This is a genomic window from Amphritea pacifica, from assembly GCF_016924145.1.
GTDB lineage: Bacteria > Pseudomonadota > Gammaproteobacteria > Pseudomonadales > Balneatricaceae > Amphritea > Amphritea pacifica.
Genome location: NZ_JAFFZO010000011.1, coordinates 100,589 through 115,400 on the forward strand (window position 1 = coordinate 100,589; position 14,812 = coordinate 115,400).

Consider the following 14,812-nt stretch of genomic DNA (forward strand, 5'->3'; position numbering starts at 1 on the left):
CTAGTGTAATTAAGAATTCTGTTTTAATGTTTCGTAAATTACTTATTAACGAAATTCAATTTCATTTTGGTGGGTTTAATCCTTACTAAAATTAATTTATCAGGCATCTTTATGTCATTTGATCTGGATCGCATCGATCGCAATATTCTCAATATCCTGCAAAAGGATAGCCGTATCAGTAATCAGGATCTGGCAGAACGGATTGGCCTTTCTCCTCCCGCCTGTCTTCGCCGGGTACGCCGGTTGCGGGAGAGTGGGGTAATCGTGGCGGAGGTGGCGCTGATCAATCCACGTATGGTGGGGCGTTATATCAACATAATTGTGGAAGTGGAGATGGTGCGGGATCAACTGGATATCTATGATGCTTTCAAACGGAAAATGGACGCCGCTCCAGAGGTGACGCAGTGTTATCAGGTGACGGGTGAGGTGGACTTTTTACTGATGCTGCTGGTGGAGGATATGGAAAGCTATGAAGCCTTTACCCGCAAATACCTGTCGACCGATGCCAATCTGGCTAAATTTCGTACCCTTATCTCCCTGCGGCGGGATAAGTTCAGCACGGCGGTCCCTCTCTGATACAGGGGTTTCGTTTGCTGTTGTTGAAGACGCTTTTGCTGTGTGGCTAATGATGAAATAATTGCTACAAAAGCGTGTCAAAGGGGTTGACCGAAACGGGTCATATCAATAAGATACGCACCGTCTTCCGGAAACGGAGTCACGTAGCGTCCCATTCGTCTAGTGGCCTAGGACACCGCCCTTTCACGGCGGTAACAGGGGTTCGAACCCCCTATGGGACGCCATCTTTTGCGACGCGGAATTAGCTCAGTTGGTAGAGCGGAACCTTGCCAAGGTTCAGGTCGTCGGTTCGAGCCCGATATTCCGCTCCATCTCTTCCCCGATATCTCCTCCATTTTATTTTTCACTGCTACATCCTGAATTCGTTGTGCTTTGTCCGTTGCTCCCTGCACATCCTTTTATCGTAATTTTCTGTGTGCTACAGATCTGTTATTTCTGTGGTTTTTTTTGCTTTTTTTTTCTTGACGAGGGGAGGGTTAGTCATTAATATACGCGCCTCCTCTGACGAGGAATGTTACAAATGTGACTGTGTCCCATTCGTCTAGTGGCCTAGGACACCGCCCTTTCACGGCGGTAACAGGGGTTCGAACCCCCTATGGGACGCCATCTTTTGTAAAGCGGAATTAGCTCAGTTGGTAGAGCGGAACCTTGCCAAGGTTCAGGTCGTCGGTTCGAGCCCGATATTCCGCTCCAACTCTACAGTCTGTCTGTATTGCGTCCCATTCGTCTAGTGGCCTAGGACACCGCCCTTTCACGGCGGTAACAGGGGTTCGAACCCCCTATGGGACGCCACTTTATCTCTTTCATCATTTTATCTCTTTATTGCCTGCAACCCTTTTCAATCCTCATTCTGAGTGGCTTTTTATGCTCTGGCGTATTCTGTGCCGGATGCATCGTATATACTTACTCTCCAATGCTTATAAAAGCTTAATGATTTCATGGGTTAATCATCTTAATGATTTCGCTGATAAGGATGTCGTTGCTCTATATTGTGCTAGGGTTGTCTGCAGGACAGGCTCTGGCTGATTCAGTGATTGTGTCACTGGATGTAAAGGAGCAAGCGATAAACAAAAACTTTCTTCTCGCTGCATTCGCAATGCGGATAACCCGTTGGCCAGATGGACGGCCGATAAGGGTGTTTGTATTGCCCGACCGCCACCCTCTGCATCAGCGGTTTGTAAAACAGCGCCTGCAAGTCTTTCCTTACCAACTTCGCAATAATTGGGACCGTCAGGTATTTACCGGAACAGGAGCATTTCCGGTAACCGTTGATAACATGGAGGAGATGTATCGTATGGTAAGCCAAACCGAGGGATCGATTGGTTATATCGCTGATTCTGTTAAGTTAAGTCCTGAACAGGTGAGGGTTGTCGATGAATTTTAAACATCTTACAACCCTGTTGTGTATGGGGATTAGTGCTTACTCTGCAGGGATATATGCGAGTGATTCGGAGAACCACAACCTGTCAGTTAACGGTTTTCTGACCCAGGGATTTTTCTATACAGATCAAAACAATCTGTACGGTGAAAGCAGTGACAATGGCAGTTTTGATTTTCACGAAGTCGCTGTCAACTCGGCCTATCGCTTTACCCCCAAGTTGCGGGGTGCGTTGCAGATAATGTCCCGTCAGGCGGGTAATGTCGATAATGGTGAGCCAAAACTCGATTATGCCCTGCTGGATTACCGCTTTAATGATTCAGTGGAAAAAGCGGTGGGTGTGCGGGCCGGCCGGCTGAAAATTCCGTTTGGCTTTTACAATGAAACCCGCGATGTTGCCTTTACCCGACCAAGTATTATGTTGCCGCAGTCTCTCTATTTTGATCAGGCGCGGGATCTGGAGCTTTCTATTGATGGGGTGATTTTATATAGCTCTCTGGAAGCGCCGGGTGGCTGGCTGGATCTGGATCTGCTGTACGGTAGTCCGCAAACGGATACTAACGTGGAATATGCCTACTTTGCGTTTGATGCCGCAGGTAAGTTTAACGACTCCGATGGTGTAATGGGACGGGCTATCTACAGTGTTGATGGTGGCCGAATCCGGGTGGGGCTGACGGCCTCGGAATACCGGCTGGGCTATAAGCCGGGCAATGACCCAACCCTCTGGAACGAGCTTAATGAGGGCGACCTGAAACTCAATGTTCTGGCATTGTCTGGGCAGTACAATGCAGAAAACTGGAGTCTTACCGGCGAGTATATGCTGCATGAACTCGACTGGCGTGAGCTGGGCGGTGTTTTCACCCTCAATCCGGTGACCACCATTGAATCCTACTATCTGCAGCTACAGTATCGCTTTAATTACAGCTGGGATCTGTTACTACGCTATGATGATCTTAAGCTGGATAAAGATGACCCCCTTGGGAAACAGAATAGTGCTCTGTTTTATACCCGGCCTGCGCATAATTTTTATGCCAGGGATCTGACGCTGGGGGTTGGCTGGCGACCTGCTCCGAAGTGGCTCTTCAGGGCTGAACTGCACAATGTGGAAGGCACTGGCTGGTTAGCAGAGCAGGATAACCCGGACGCGTCGGTCTTGCATAAATACTGGAACGCATTTTCATTGCAGGCAACCTACCGTTTTTAAACAATGAAGTCGTGAGATAACGCATTATGGATGGCACTCACAGAAAGTTTTTAAGTCTCAGGTGGAAGATCTTCATCTTACTGGTGGTTGTACTGGTTGGGGTGCAGGGGATGTATGCCTTTTTTTCGCTGTCACAGCTGAATGAGCAATTCAGACAGCAGCGGGAACAGATCAACGAGTCTGAGGTGGCCCGGCTGGATGGTTCTGTTGAGGCGTCTTACCAGCGTTTGCTTGAAGCGGCAGAGCTGCTGCCCCTGATCGATACCAGTCAGGAGGATCAATATATTTCGCCGCTGGCGCGTCTGAGCCAGACCATCAACCTTAAGTTCGATGCGTTTCAACTGACAGGGTCTGTGAATGCAGCCTACCTCTATGATAGCAAGGCCCGGATGGTTGGCTTCTGGGGGGAAAAAGTCCATATCAGTGAGGCGGATATTCAGCGGGTGTTTGATACCGAGCGCCCGCTACGAAAACTGATCTGCAACTCAATCTGCCTGCGCTATGTAGCGATCCCTATCCAGCTTGATGGCAAGAAGCAGGGCGTGTTGATGGTGGGGCGCTTTCTTTACGATGTTATCTATGAAATAAAACAGCAGACCGCCCTCGATATAGGTCTGGTTCTGCAGGCGCCGGAGGGGGGCGGGGAGCTGGGGAACTGGGGACTGCTGATCAACTCTCTGACAAACCGGGCGCAGAATCAGGAGCTGTTAGAACAGGTCAGTCTGCATCATCGCTTTAAACCCGAAGGGGGAAGCTATGTCCTCGAACATAATGGTCATTATTACGAGGTGCTGTTTTCACCGCTCAAAGGGGTTTCTGAGGGCGGTGCATACTGGGTGATTCTCGACGATATCTCTGGCCATCTGTTAAGCATCCGCCAAAGCCTGATGAACTATCTGCTGCTGGGGGTCGGTGGGATCCTGACGGCGCTGATATTACTCTCGTTGCTGCTGCAAAAACCGATCAGCTTTTTTACCCTGCTGGCAGAGGAGCTTTCCCAACTCAGCAGTGGCGAGTTTAGTCAGTTTCGTCATACCCTGGCGCAGTTTCGCAACCGGGATAAAACCCTGGGTGAGGATGAGCGGGACCTGCTGGTGAAGAGCGCCGTACTCCTGAGTGAACAGCTTGAAAGATTACAGGATGAGGTTGATGAACGCACCGACAGCCTGGAAAAGAGCCGTCAGGCCTTAACCAAAGAGCGGGATTTTCTCTTTGGCCTGTTGGAAACTGCCCCTCTGGTTATTATTACTCAGAACATTAAAGGGCAGTTGCGTAGCGTCAACCATTTTGGTCTGCAGTTGATGGACCTGGATGTCAGGTCTTTGCGTAAGGCGAACTTTATAGACTCCCTGCAGCGGGAAGAGGAACGGCAGGAGTTTCTCTCCCATACCCAGCGGTTGGTGGAGGGGCTTGAATCTGAGGTGCGTACCGACAGTGTGCTGCTGGATGGGGTGGGTAATCGCCATGACCTTTCCTGGCTGCATGTACGGTTGCGAAACTCTCAGGGCGAAGAGCCGCTGATCCTGAGTATCGGTATGGATATCAGTGATCGTAAGCGGGCTGAACGCCGGCTGCAGTGGCTGGCCAATCATGACCCTCTCACCGAACGGCCTAACCGTCTGTTTTTTATGAGCTGCATGAATGATGCGATAGAGAAATGCCGAGGCCAGGATAGCCATGTGGCGGTGCTGTTTATCGATCTCGACCGTTTTAAAGAGGTAAATGACTCCCTGGGTCATAATGTGGGCGACAAATTACTCAAGGTGGCAACCCGGCGGATCAGTGACTGTATTCGTGATAGCGACCTGCTGGCCAGACAGGGGGGCGATGAATTCAGTGTACTGCTGACCAGTGTCCGGGATCTTGAAGGTGCCGAAGTGGTTGCCAGTAAAATTCTTCAGGCGTTTCAGCAACCTTTCTGGATTGGTGAATATGAAATCGTGGTGACGGTGAGTATTGGCATCAGCCTGTTCCCCGACCATGGTGCTGATGGCGCAACCCTGATTAAACATGCTGACGTGGCGATGTTTCAGGCTAAAGATTCCGGCAAAAACTGCTATTACATCTACGATGTGGAAAAAGACCATCAGCGGTTTGAACGGTTCTCCCTCGGCGCTGATCTGCGTAAAGCGATTCAGAATGATGAGCTGCTACTCTATTACCAGCCTCAGGTTGATGCGGAATCTAATCGGGTGGTCGGGGTCGAAGCGCTGGTGCGTTGGCAACACCCTACCGCTGGTCTGCTGCCGCCCGACAGGTTTATTCCACTGGCAGAAGAGTTAGACCTGATTATTCCGCTGGGAGAGTGGGTGTTACGTGAGGCCTGCCAGCAGATGCAGGCGTGGATACGGATCGGTTTACCGAAGATGACCATGGCGGTCAATCTGGCAGGTCAGCAGATCGCCCATGAGCGGCTGATTAAAAGTGTAGAAGAGGCGCTGGCCGACTCAGGCCTGAGTGCGGATTGCCTGGAGCTGGAGGTCACCGAGAACTTTGTTATCCAGCAACCGGAAGTGACCGTGGGTAAATTAACCTACCTGCGGGAGCGGGGGATAACCCTGGCGATGGATGATTTCGGTACCGGCTATTCATCGCTCAGTTATCTGAAAAAGCTGCCGATTGACCGGCTTAAAATTGACCGCAGCTTTGTTAAAGATATCGGCATTGACCGCAATGATGAATCGATTATCAAAGCCACCCTGGCGATGTGTCACTCGCTTGGGCTGGAAGTGGTGGCTGAAGGGGTGGAGACCACTGAACAGCTGAACTTTCTCCGGGAGAATGGTTGCCAGATTATTCAGGGGTATTACTTCAGCAAACCCCTGCCGCCTGAAGCGTTCATGGACTATATCTGCGGTCAGAAATCTCAGGCATAAGAGTGAAACACACCCCGGCCGGCGGCGATTTGAGCAACAGAGCCTGATTCTGGCGCTGACCTGGCTCAGTTCTGACCGAAAACGCTGGCGCGGGTGTTGATATAATCAAATGCTTCACCGCGCTCTTCCGCAGCAAAACGCAGTTCATCCAGCCGCTGAAACTTTTCGATCTCGTCATCGGGCATATTGTGCAGGCAGCTGCCGCCAAAAAACCACAGCAGATCTCTGGCGATCAGGTGCGCCAGTTGAGGATACATGCGGAACGCCCGCTCGATAAACATCTCGCCATCCTCATAGGCTTGTTCTGAGCCATTTTCGAAATCATGGATCAGTTGCTGAAAATCAAGGATGAACTGCTCCTCCTCCGCGGTGATATCATCCAGTGTAAATGGTTCCTGACGGATGAAGTTGTTATAGGCGATTTTCAGGAAATTAAGGTGATGAAACTGATAAGGCGTCATAGAATTCCGAAGCGGTTGCAGGGTTCAGGAAGGGGTATTTTAACGCAGAATTTAAGCGGCGGTAACCGTTGAAAAAACGCTCTTTTGCCCCAATCTATCTTTTCTGATCTCAACTGCATTCTTATTTTCAGAACTTCCCACAGGATCCAACAGGAAACTGCATGACAACTGCGCTCTCCATAAAAGACCTGCGCAAGGTCTACAATAACGGCTTCGAAGCTCTCAAAGGGATCTCCTTTGAGGTGCAGGAAGGTGACTTCTTTGCCCTGCTGGGCCCCAACGGTGCCGGTAAATCAACTACCCTGGGGATTGTCTCATCCCTGGTCAATAAAAGTTCCGGTCAGGTTGAAGTGTTTGGTTACAATCTTGATACCGATGCCAGCAAGGCGAAGTGTGAGCTGGGGGTTGTGCCCCAGGAGTTCAACTTCAATATGTTTGAGAAGGTCGAAGATATTCTTATTACCCAGGCTGGCTATTATGGCATTCCGGCGTCAGAAGCGAAGAAACGCAGTGAGTTTTATCTGCGTAAGCTGGGCTTATGGGATAAGAGGGACGGTCCTTCACGCAGTCTGTCCGGAGGGATGAAGCGCCGCCTGATGATCGCCCGGGCGCTGATGCACGAGCCTCGCTTGCTGATACTGGATGAACCAACTGCCGGTGTGGATATCGAACTGCGCCGCTCTATGTGGGAGTTTCTGCGGGAGATTAATGCCAAAGGCACCACCATTATTCTCACCACGCACTATCTGGAAGAGGCGGAAAGCCTGTGCCGGCATATCGGGATTATTGATCAGGGCACTATTATCACCAACACCAGTATGCGTGAACTGTTGCAGCAGCTGAACACTGAAACCTTTATTCTGGATATCAGCCCGGCGCAAACTGAGTGCCCACCGCTGGATGGCTATCAGGCTACGCTACAGGGCGACCATACACTGTTGGTGGATGTGGAAAAATCTCAGGGACTGAATCAGGTATTTGCCCAGTTATCAGCACAGGGGGTTGAGGTGACCAGTATGCGCAATAAGAGTAACCGTCTGGAAGAGTTGTTTGTTTCGCTGGTGGATAAAACCCTTGGGAATCATGCAAAGGGAGGCTCTGACCATGAGTAACCGCGAACTGTTTATCGCCTTCTGGACCATTCTGGTGAAAGAGATCCGCCGCTTTACCCGGATCTGGGCACAGACGCTGCTGCCGCCGGCGATCACCATGACACTCTATTTCATCATATTCGGCAATCTGATCGGCTCCCGGATCGGGCAGATGGGGGGCTTCAATTACATGGAGTTTATTGTTCCCGGCCTGATTATGATGTCGGTGATCACCAACTCCTATGGCAATGTGGTTTCTTCTTTCTATAGCACTAAGTTTCAGCGCCATATCGAAGAGCTACTGGTGTCACCCACCCCTAACTGGATTATTCTGGCGGGTTATATTATCGGTGGTTCGGTGCGGGGGCTGCTGGTGGGGCTGATTGTCACCCTGCTATCGCTGTTTTTTACCGATCTCTATATCCATAATTTCTGGGTGATCGTGTCGGTGGTGTTCCTCACCGCGATTCTGTTTTCGCTGGGGGGCTTTATCAATGCGGTGTTTGCCAACAGCTTTGATCATATATCGATCATTCCTACCTTTGTGCTGACGCCGTTAACCTATCTGGGCGGGGTATTCTACTCGATAACCCTGTTGCCGGAGTTCTGGCAGCATGTCTCTCAGATCAACCCGATACTCTATATGGTAAACACCTTCCGCTACGGTATTCTGGGGGTCAGTGATATTAATATCGGTGTCGCTTATGCCATGATCATCGGTGTAATTGTGGTACTGTTCAGTTATTCAATGTATCTCCTGAATACAGGAAAAGGGATCCGGCAGTAAGCGAGGCGGTTGCTATGAAAGATCATCAGACAGGTTTGGAACACGCGCCGCTGGGGGCCGATACTCAGTATATCAATCAGTATGATGCCGGCCTGCTTTATCCGATTGCCAGGCACCTTAACTGGAAGTCCCAGGGAGTTGAGCGCAGTGAGCTGCCGTTTCAGGGCTGCGATATCTGGAATGCCTATGAGGTTTCCTGGTTAAACAACCGGGGCAAGCCGGTCGCCAGGCTGGCGGAGTTTCGCATTCCCGCTGACAGTGACAACATCATTGAGTCCAAGTCTTTCAAACTCTATCTCAACTCATTCAACCTGACCCGTTTTGACTCTGAGGCGCAGGTGCTTGCCCGTATGACTGAGGACCTGTCGGCCGCCGCGGGAGGCCGGGTGGAGGTATTACTCAAGCCGCTGGATAACAGCGAACCGATTAGCGCGTTTGAGGGCGATTGTCTGGATGAGCTGGATATTGAAGTCAGCGACTATAGTCCCGCTCCGGAGCGTCTTAAAGCAACCGGCGAAGTGGTGTCAGAATCGCTCTACAGTCATCTGCTGAAATCCAACTGTCCGGTGACCGGTCAGCCGGACTGGGCCAGCATTGTGATCGCGTATCGTGGGCCAGCGATTGACCGCGAAGGACTGTTGCAATACCTGATCTCCTACCGTGAACACGGTGATTTTCATGAACAGTGTGTGGAATCGATCTTTATGGATATCTGGAACCGCTGTCAACCGGAAGCACTGACCGTCTATGCCCGTTATCTGCGACGTGGCGGACTTGATATTAACCCATGGCGCAGCAGCCAGGCGGGCCAGCCTGACAACCTGCGATTAAGCCGACAATAACCACAACAGCTAACAGGATCTTCTATGGACGCTATCGATAATCTGCTTAACCGGGTGTCAATTCCCCGGCTTGAAGGGCCTGCGCCCAGCGCTGATCAGCTTGATATTCTGTTTCGTGCGGCACTGCGGGCACCGGACCATGGCGCCCTGCGGCCATGGCGCTTTCTGACGATACAGGGTGATGCGCTGTACAAACTGGGGCAGCTCTATGTTCAGGCCGCGCTTCAGGACGAACCAGGCCTGGCCGCAGAAAAACGCACTAAACTGGAAAATATGCCGCTACGGGCACCATTGTTGATTGTGGCAATTGCGGCGTTGCAGGAGCATTTCAAGGTGCCTGGTTCAGAGCAACTGATTGCGGCGGGCTGCGCCGTACAGAATATGCTACTCGCGGCTCATGCCCAGGGGCTTGGCGCGATGTGGCGCACTGGTGATATGGCCTATAACGCAACGGTAAAAAAAGGTCTCGGGTTAAGCGAACATGAACAGATCATCGGATTTATCTACCTTGGCGCGCCCGCAAAAGGAAAGCCTGTACCGCAACTGGAAGTAAACGATTTTGTGACAGAGTGGAACTGAAAAGAGAGGCAACCATGAGTGAGCATCAGCAAACCGCCGAACAGTTTCTTGAGTGGCTGAAAGGTCAGATACCGCTGATCAATCATATGGGCCTGGCCGAACCCACTTACGATGGTGTTTCACTCACCCTGTCTGCCGCCCTGGCGCCCAATGTTAATGATAAAGGCACCGGCTTTGGCGGCTCACTGGCGACCCTCGCGACTCTTTGCGGCTGGGCGATGGTGACCCTCTATATGCGACAGCAGGGACGTGACTGCGATGTGATGATCCGTGACAGCCAGCTTAAGTATCTGTTGCCGGTGACCGGAGACTTTGGCGCGATAACCCGCTTACCCGAACAGGCCGAGCTGGATACCTTTATAAGCTTTATGGACAGTAAAGGCCGTGGCCGCCTCAATCTCGATGTTGAGATCCGTCAGGGGGATAAGGTGGCGATGACATTAAGCGGTGCCTATGTGGCGGTGGAAAGGGGTTAAAAACGGAGGGCTGAAGTCCGAAAATAATTTATTATTGTGGGAGCGACGCCCTCGTCGCGATTGACCATCTCAGTTATGCCAATCGGCACGGGGGCGTGCCTCCCACAATTGCTTTAAGTTACTGCTTTAATACCACACTCTGAATCACAATCGGCTCTAGCGGTACATCTTTATAAGGCCCCTGACGGCCGGTCTGTACATGGCCGATCTGGGTGATGACATCCATGCCGTTGACCACTTTACCAAACACCGCATAGCCAGGGCGTGGGCCGTTGGCATTGAGGAAGTCGTTGTTTTTCAGGTTGATAAAGAACTGCGAGGTGGCGCTGTTTGGATCATTGGTGCGGGCCATCGCAATAGTGCCGCGCATATTGGGCAGGCCGTTGGTGGATTCGTTACTGACCGGTGGCAGGGTATCTTTACGCTCCATATCCACGGTAAAACCGCCGCCCTGGATCATAAAGTTATCGATCACCCGGTGGAAAATCGTATCGGTGAAAAAACCGTTTTCGACATAGCGTTGAAAGTTAGCTACGGTCAGTGGGGCTTGTTCCGGCATCAGTTCAAGCTCAATAACACCGGCACTGGTGGTCATCACCACAACCGGGTTAACCTGTTCGGCAACTGCCGGGCTGAGAAACGTGACACTCAATAGAAGTGATAGCAGATATCTCTTTAACATTGTTATTCCTTAAAAATTGAATACTTGTTTCAGCAGGTCGGTGGTGCGCGCCGCCGGATTCTCACGGATCTTTTTCTCTTCCGCAGCCAGCATAGTGAACAGGCCGTTCAGGGCTTCCTCGGTGACGTAATCTTCAAGATTATAATTCTGCGCCAGATCGCCGACCATAGGCACTTTAGTCGCTTCCTGTGTCAGCTCTCCATAGTACTTTGTCACACCAACCTGATCCATCGAGGTTTTCACCGAAGGACGGAACAGCTCGCTCAGACGGGTTGAGGTTTTTTCACGAAAATACTCGGTTGCCGCGTTATCGGGGCCATTGAGTATATTACGGGCATCCTCGATGCTCATCTCTTTGATCGCTGTCACCAGAATCCCGGTGGCTTCCGGCGCGGCCTGTTCCGCTGCCCGGTTCATGCTCAGTTCAAACTGATCGACCTGTGAACCCAGACCAAACTTTCTCAGCAGACCACTGGCCTGTTGCAACTGGTCCGGCAACGGAATCTTAATCTGCGCATTGTTAAAATAACCATTTTCCTGGCTCACGGTTTCAATGGCCTGCCGACTGCCCACTTCCAGCGCCTCTTTGAGTCCGGCGATTACCGTGTTGTAGTCGAGGTTGTTGTTGGCTGCGCTGCCTGTCGTGGATGGCGTGCTGGTTTTCTGCTCGATCAGTTGTTTGCCGCTCTCTTCAACCTTTTTCAACAGATCGCCGAAACCGGCAAACGCGGTCGCGGCGATGGTGCAAGAGAGCAGGGCGATGCCTGCTTTACCGATGGTGGCCTTGCGCATAGTGAGTTCTCCCTGCGGGCTTGGTGTGGATTGGTCCAGTCTAAGCATTAATGCTTAAAATTACCTTAATAATCGTTGAGGAGAGAATATACCGTCTTGTTTCATCTGAACACAGATCAAACTTTACCTTTCTTTACCTGCGGACGACTTAATATTCTGATCAGGACGATTAAAATAGCCTGATCAAATCATTTATGGAGTTCAGCATGGATAGTCGTTCTCAATTTACTAAAACAACGGTGGCTCTGCACTGGATAATTGCCATTGCTATGATTGGCAGTCTGGCATTCGGAATGTTTATCGAAGAGCTGCCGCGGGGCCCGGAAAAAATTGAGCTGATCGGTCTGCACAAGTCGATTGGTGTGCTGGTATTAGTGGTGGCCCTTTATCGCCTTATCTGGCGCATCCGTAATCGTATGCCCGAGCACTTATCGCCGGTAGCTGAATGGCAGGAAAAGGTAACCACGGTTGTGCACTTTATCCTCCTGGCTGGCACCTTGCTGATGCCGATCTCCGGCATGCTGATGTCGATTGGTGGGGGGCATTCAATAGCTGTTTTTGGTTTAGAACTGATTGCCGGTGGCGACAAGAATGAGTTGCTGGGGGAAACGGGAAAAATCATGCATGGTCTGGGTGGCAATGTGATGATCGCCGCGATCGCTCTGCATGTTGTGGCTTCTGTGAAACACCACTTGCTGACCAAAGATGGCACCTTGCAACGGATGCTGGGCCGCCGGGTGGCCTGATACATCAACCGGGTTTGAAGGGGATCAAAAGCCGCGTAATGCGGCTTTTTTATTGCTTGCTGATAAGAAAAAGCCCCTGTAGCCTTTACGCTTGTCTCTGTGTCCTCCGTGCCCTCTGTGGTGAGACCGCAGTTGTAGGCGCTGCATCTTGCAGCGATAAAGCTGTTGTAGGAGCTGCATCTTGCAGCGATAAAGCTTTGCATTTGCTCAGCCCCTCGCCGCTGGAAGCGATTCCTGTGTCCCCCGTGGTGAGCCCGCTGTTGTAGGAGCTGCATCTTGCAGCGATAAAGCTTTGCATTTGCGCAGCCCTTCGCCGCTGGAAGCGGCTCCTACCCTATAAAGCGGGATCACAGAGAGCACCGGGAAGAGCCCCCTTTAGCCTTTACGCTTGTCTCTGTGAGCTCTGTGTTCTCTGTGCTAACACAGCTCTTTGCCTATCCCTTACGTGGATGTTTACTGGCTGATACAACGGGCGGCTATCTCTGTTCCCTGCGGCAGGCTGAAACTCGTTTTGTCATCGCTGTAACGGGCTACTTCGGGGCAGTTGTCAGGATTGATCGCAACGGCAGGCAGACTTAGTTCCCAGCCATTCTCAATGTTGCTGATATCCCGGGGGATCTTATAGCCGAATATGGTGCTGAAGTGCTTATCTACCGCTTTGCGGGTCTCTTTCTTCAGAAACAGATGCCAGTGCCTGGTGGAACCGATATACCGTGGCGGTGTTTTGTAGGCAGACAGTATTCGCACCGATATCTGGCGAAAATGGTTGATGCTCTGTTGAGAAACGGTAAAGCTTTTCTCCCGGCTTTCTGCATTCACCCTGGGGCACTGAATGGTCAGAATCGCGCTGATAATGAATAAAGAGATTCGTAACGGCATAGATTTATACAACCTGTCCTACGCTTAATCGCGATAATGAAAGATAGTTGTTCAGACCTATGACTCTGAGAGCCTGGAAAAATTCCATTAATTATAACGCGTTATGTTCTTTCAATAGCTCCGATAGTCTTAATGCAAGCTGCTGATAACCCAGGTTATTGAAATGGACCGGGTCCGATTTAAAACGGTTGTCGTGCAACAGGCTGGCAACTATTTCAGGCTCGATCACCAGTTGCTGCTCTTCAGCCAGTTCCTGATAGAGAGGGGCGCTGGCAGAGAACAGGTTTTTTTCCGGAACCGCGATCAGCACAACATCAATATTCTGCGACTTTGCCAGCGAGATCATTTGGGACAGATTCTGTTTTAGCTGCGCTCTGTCCAGATTGCGCAGAATATCATTGCCACCCTCCAGCAGAATCAGCAGGGCAGGCTGGTGCTGATCGAGCAATGCAGGCAGACGTTGTAAGCCTTCAGCTGTGGTTTCTCCAGAGACGCCGGCATTGATAACCCGACGACCCGTCAGTTGTTCCAGCTGCGTAGGATAATCCCCGCCATTACGGCTGCCGACCCCATGAGTGAGACTGTCGCCAAACGCCAGGATCACGGCTTCAGGCGGGATATAGGTTAGTTCTTTCTGCTCGCTGCAGCCGACTAATGTCAGCAGCAGCGTCAGTAAAATAGTTTTAACGCTGATTCCATTCAATGCATTGCTCCAGTGTGACACCGCTGCCGCCGAAGATATCCAGCGCGCTGCCGATGGTGAGATCGACCTTGCCATTAGATAGCTGGTCGACCAGTTTCAGATCGTCGAGTGAGCGAGCGCCGCCGGCATAGGTCACCGGAATCGGGCAGGTCTCACCCAACAGTTTAACCAGTTCTTCATCAATTCCCGATTGCAGACCTTCAACATCCGCCGCATGGATCAGAAATTCTGCACAGTGCTGACTGAGTTTGGCCAGAGTCTCTGCATCCACCTGAGTATCAGTCACGGTCTGCCAGCGATCGGTGGCGATATTCCAGCCAGTGTCTGTGCGTCGGCAACTCAGATCAAGAATCAGCCGCTCTTTGCCGGTAATCGCTTTGATCGCTTCTAATCGATCCCAACTGAACTGTCCGTGATCAAACAGCCAGGAGGTGACGATCACATGGGAAGCTCCGGCCTCAATAAATTCCGCCGCATTGGTGTTGTTCACACCGCCACCAAACTGCAGCCCGTCGGGCCAGGCTTGCAGCGCCAGTAGTGCCTGCTCTTTGTTACCAGGCCCTAACGCAATCACATGGCCACCGGTCAGATTATGCTGACGGTAGAGGCCAGCGTAATACGCAGCATCATACTGACTGACAAAATTGGTCTCGGCACCCTGATCATTCAGGCTGCCTCCCACAATCTGTTTTACCTGACCCTGGTGCAGGTCGATACAGGGGCGAAACTGGGTCAAAGAA

16 protein-coding genes and 5 tRNA genes are annotated in these 14,812 nt (G+C 51.2%); 15 read left to right on the forward strand and 6 right to left on the reverse strand.

Annotated elements, in window-relative coordinates; genetic code table 11:
* The first annotated feature begins 111 nt into the window (after positions 1-111).
* The 9 genes from JW499_RS07945 to JW499_RS07985 all read left to right on the forward strand — a co-directional run bounded on the left by JW499_RS07945 (position 112) and on the right by JW499_RS07985 (position 6,034).
* Positions 112-576 carry an Lrp/AsnC family transcriptional regulator gene (locus JW499_RS07945; protein WP_205210092.1) on the forward strand — a complete coding sequence of 155 codons (465 nt, stop codon included), beginning with the start codon at positions 112-114 and terminating at the stop codon, positions 574-576.
* 148 nt (positions 577-724) lie between these two features.
* Positions 725-800 (forward strand) — tRNA-Glu (locus JW499_RS07950).
* An 11-nt stretch (positions 801-811) separates the two neighbouring features.
* Positions 812-887 (forward strand) — tRNA-Gly (locus JW499_RS07955).
* A gap of 219 nt (positions 888-1,106) precedes the next feature.
* Positions 1,107-1,182 (forward strand) — tRNA-Glu (locus JW499_RS07960).
* 11 nt (positions 1,183-1,193) lie between these two features.
* Positions 1,194-1,269 (forward strand) — tRNA-Gly (locus JW499_RS07965).
* Between the two features lie 23 nt (positions 1,270-1,292).
* Positions 1,293-1,368 (forward strand) — tRNA-Glu (locus tag JW499_RS07970).
* Positions 1,369-1,612: 244 nt separating this feature from the next.
* Complete coding sequence (locus tag JW499_RS07975) at positions 1,613-1,960, forward strand: hypothetical protein (protein ID WP_332874418.1); 348 nt, start codon at positions 1,613-1,615, stop codon at positions 1,958-1,960.
* Positions 1,950-3,158, forward strand: coding sequence for a porin family protein (locus JW499_RS07980; RefSeq protein ID WP_205210093.1), 1,209 nt, complete (start codon positions 1,950-1,952; stop codon positions 3,156-3,158). Before JW499_RS07975 ends, JW499_RS07980 begins: the two co-directional genes overlap by 11 nt.
* Positions 3,159-3,184: 26 nt before the next feature.
* A complete protein-coding gene (locus JW499_RS07985) occupies positions 3,185-6,034 on the forward strand; it encodes a bifunctional diguanylate cyclase/phosphodiesterase (RefSeq protein WP_205210094.1) in 2,850 nt (949 codons plus the stop codon).
* Between the two features lie 65 nt (positions 6,035-6,099).
* Here JW499_RS07985 and JW499_RS07990 read toward each other — a convergent pair whose 3' ends face one another.
* A complete protein-coding gene (locus tag JW499_RS07990) occupies positions 6,100-6,495 on the reverse strand; it encodes a PA2817 family protein (protein ID WP_205210095.1) in 396 nt (131 codons plus the stop codon).
* A 161-nt stretch (positions 6,496-6,656) separates the two neighbouring features.
* Between JW499_RS07990 and JW499_RS07995 the strand changes: the two genes are divergently transcribed.
* The 5 genes from JW499_RS07995 to JW499_RS08015 are packed head-to-tail and all read left to right on the forward strand — an operon-like array spanning position 6,657 to position 10,270.
* On the forward strand, positions 6,657-7,607 hold the full coding sequence (locus JW499_RS07995; RefSeq protein WP_205210096.1) for an ABC transporter ATP-binding protein: 951 nt from the start codon (positions 6,657-6,659) through the stop codon (positions 7,605-7,607).
* Positions 7,600-8,373, forward strand: a complete 774-nt coding sequence (locus JW499_RS08000) for an ABC transporter permease (protein ID WP_205210097.1) — start codon at positions 7,600-7,602, stop codon at positions 8,371-8,373. The genes JW499_RS07995 and JW499_RS08000 overlap by 8 nt, the downstream gene beginning before the upstream one ends.
* A gap of 14 nt (positions 8,374-8,387) precedes the next feature.
* Positions 8,388-9,215 carry an NADPH-dependent 7-cyano-7-deazaguanine reductase QueF gene (queF, locus tag JW499_RS08005; protein WP_205210098.1) on the forward strand — a complete coding sequence of 276 codons (828 nt, stop codon included), beginning with the start codon at positions 8,388-8,390 and terminating at the stop codon, positions 9,213-9,215.
* Positions 9,216-9,239: 24 nt separating this feature from the next.
* Positions 9,240-9,794, forward strand: coding sequence for a nitroreductase family protein (locus JW499_RS08010; RefSeq protein WP_205210099.1), 555 nt, complete (start codon positions 9,240-9,242; stop codon positions 9,792-9,794).
* A gap of 14 nt (positions 9,795-9,808) precedes the next feature.
* Positions 9,809-10,270 carry a YiiD C-terminal domain-containing protein gene (locus JW499_RS08015; protein ID WP_205210100.1) on the forward strand — a complete coding sequence of 154 codons (462 nt, stop codon included), beginning with the start codon at positions 9,809-9,811 and terminating at the stop codon, positions 10,268-10,270.
* Between the two features lie 118 nt (positions 10,271-10,388).
* Here the strand turns inward: JW499_RS08015 and JW499_RS08020 are convergent, their stop codons facing one another.
* The gene (locus tag JW499_RS08020) at positions 10,389-10,952 is read right to left on the reverse strand and encodes a peptidylprolyl isomerase (RefSeq protein WP_205210101.1); all 564 of its coding nucleotides are present in this window, start codon (positions 10,950-10,952) and stop codon (positions 10,389-10,391) included.
* A gap of 9 nt (positions 10,953-10,961) precedes the next feature.
* Positions 10,962-11,744, reverse strand: coding sequence for a DUF4197 domain-containing protein (locus JW499_RS08025; RefSeq protein WP_205210102.1), 783 nt, complete (start codon positions 11,742-11,744; stop codon positions 10,962-10,964).
* A gap of 206 nt (positions 11,745-11,950) precedes the next feature.
* Between JW499_RS08025 and JW499_RS08030 the strand changes: the two genes are divergently transcribed.
* The gene (locus JW499_RS08030; RefSeq protein ID WP_205210103.1) at positions 11,951-12,490 is read left to right on the forward strand and encodes a cytochrome b; all 540 of its coding nucleotides are present in this window, start codon (positions 11,951-11,953) and stop codon (positions 12,488-12,490) included.
* Between the two features lie 453 nt (positions 12,491-12,943).
* On the opposite strand, the gene JW499_RS08035 is transcribed toward JW499_RS08030, so the two are convergent.
* The 3 genes from JW499_RS08035 to hisA all read right to left on the reverse strand — a co-directional run bounded on the left by JW499_RS08035 (position 12,944) and on the right by hisA (position 14,808).
* On the reverse strand, positions 12,944-13,369 hold the full coding sequence (locus JW499_RS08035; RefSeq protein ID WP_205210104.1) for a hypothetical protein: 426 nt from the start codon (positions 13,367-13,369) through the stop codon (positions 12,944-12,946).
* A 91-nt stretch (positions 13,370-13,460) separates the two neighbouring features.
* Positions 13,461-14,072, reverse strand: coding sequence for a GDSL-type esterase/lipase family protein (locus JW499_RS08040; protein ID WP_232846283.1), 612 nt, complete (start codon positions 14,070-14,072; stop codon positions 13,461-13,463).
* Positions 14,053-14,808 carry a phosphoribosylformimino-5-aminoimidazole carboxamide ribotide isomerase gene (gene hisA / locus JW499_RS08045; RefSeq protein ID WP_205210106.1) on the reverse strand — a complete coding sequence of 252 codons (756 nt, stop codon included), beginning with the start codon at positions 14,806-14,808 and terminating at the stop codon, positions 14,053-14,055. Before hisA ends, JW499_RS08040 begins: the two co-directional genes overlap by 20 nt.
* Positions 14,809-14,812 lie beyond the last annotated feature (4 nt).

Bases quoted from the DNA above. Each gene is read 5' to 3' on its own strand.
- JW499_RS07945 (WP_205210092.1), top strand. From the start codon at position 112: ATGTCATTTGATCTGGATCGCATCGATCGCAATATTCTCAATATCCTG.
- JW499_RS07980 (WP_205210093.1), top strand. From the start codon at position 1,950: ATGAATTTTAAACATCTTACAACCCTGTTGTGTATGGGGATTAGTGCT.
- JW499_RS07985 (WP_205210094.1), top strand. From the start codon at position 3,185: ATGGATGGCACTCACAGAAAGTTTTTAAGTCTCAGGTGGAAGATCTTC.
- JW499_RS07990 (WP_205210095.1), bottom strand. From the start codon at position 6,495: ATGACGCCTTATCAGTTTCATCACCTTAATTTCCTGAAAATCGCCTAT.
- JW499_RS07995 (WP_205210096.1), top strand. From the start codon at position 6,657: ATGACAACTGCGCTCTCCATAAAAGACCTGCGCAAGGTCTACAATAAC.
- JW499_RS08000 (WP_205210097.1), top strand. From the start codon at position 7,600: ATGAGTAACCGCGAACTGTTTATCGCCTTCTGGACCATTCTGGTGAAA.
- queF (WP_205210098.1), top strand. From the start codon at position 8,388: ATGAAAGATCATCAGACAGGTTTGGAACACGCGCCGCTGGGGGCCGAT.
- JW499_RS08010 (WP_205210099.1), top strand. From the start codon at position 9,240: ATGGACGCTATCGATAATCTGCTTAACCGGGTGTCAATTCCCCGGCTT.
- JW499_RS08015 (WP_205210100.1), top strand. From the start codon at position 9,809: ATGAGTGAGCATCAGCAAACCGCCGAACAGTTTCTTGAGTGGCTGAAA.
- JW499_RS08020 (WP_205210101.1), bottom strand. From the start codon at position 10,952: ATGTTAAAGAGATATCTGCTATCACTTCTATTGAGTGTCACGTTTCTC.
- JW499_RS08025 (WP_205210102.1), bottom strand. From the start codon at position 11,744: ATGCGCAAGGCCACCATCGGTAAAGCAGGCATCGCCCTGCTCTCTTGC.
- JW499_RS08030 (WP_205210103.1), top strand. From the start codon at position 11,951: ATGGATAGTCGTTCTCAATTTACTAAAACAACGGTGGCTCTGCACTGG.
- JW499_RS08035 (WP_205210104.1), bottom strand. From the start codon at position 13,369: ATGCCGTTACGAATCTCTTTATTCATTATCAGCGCGATTCTGACCATT.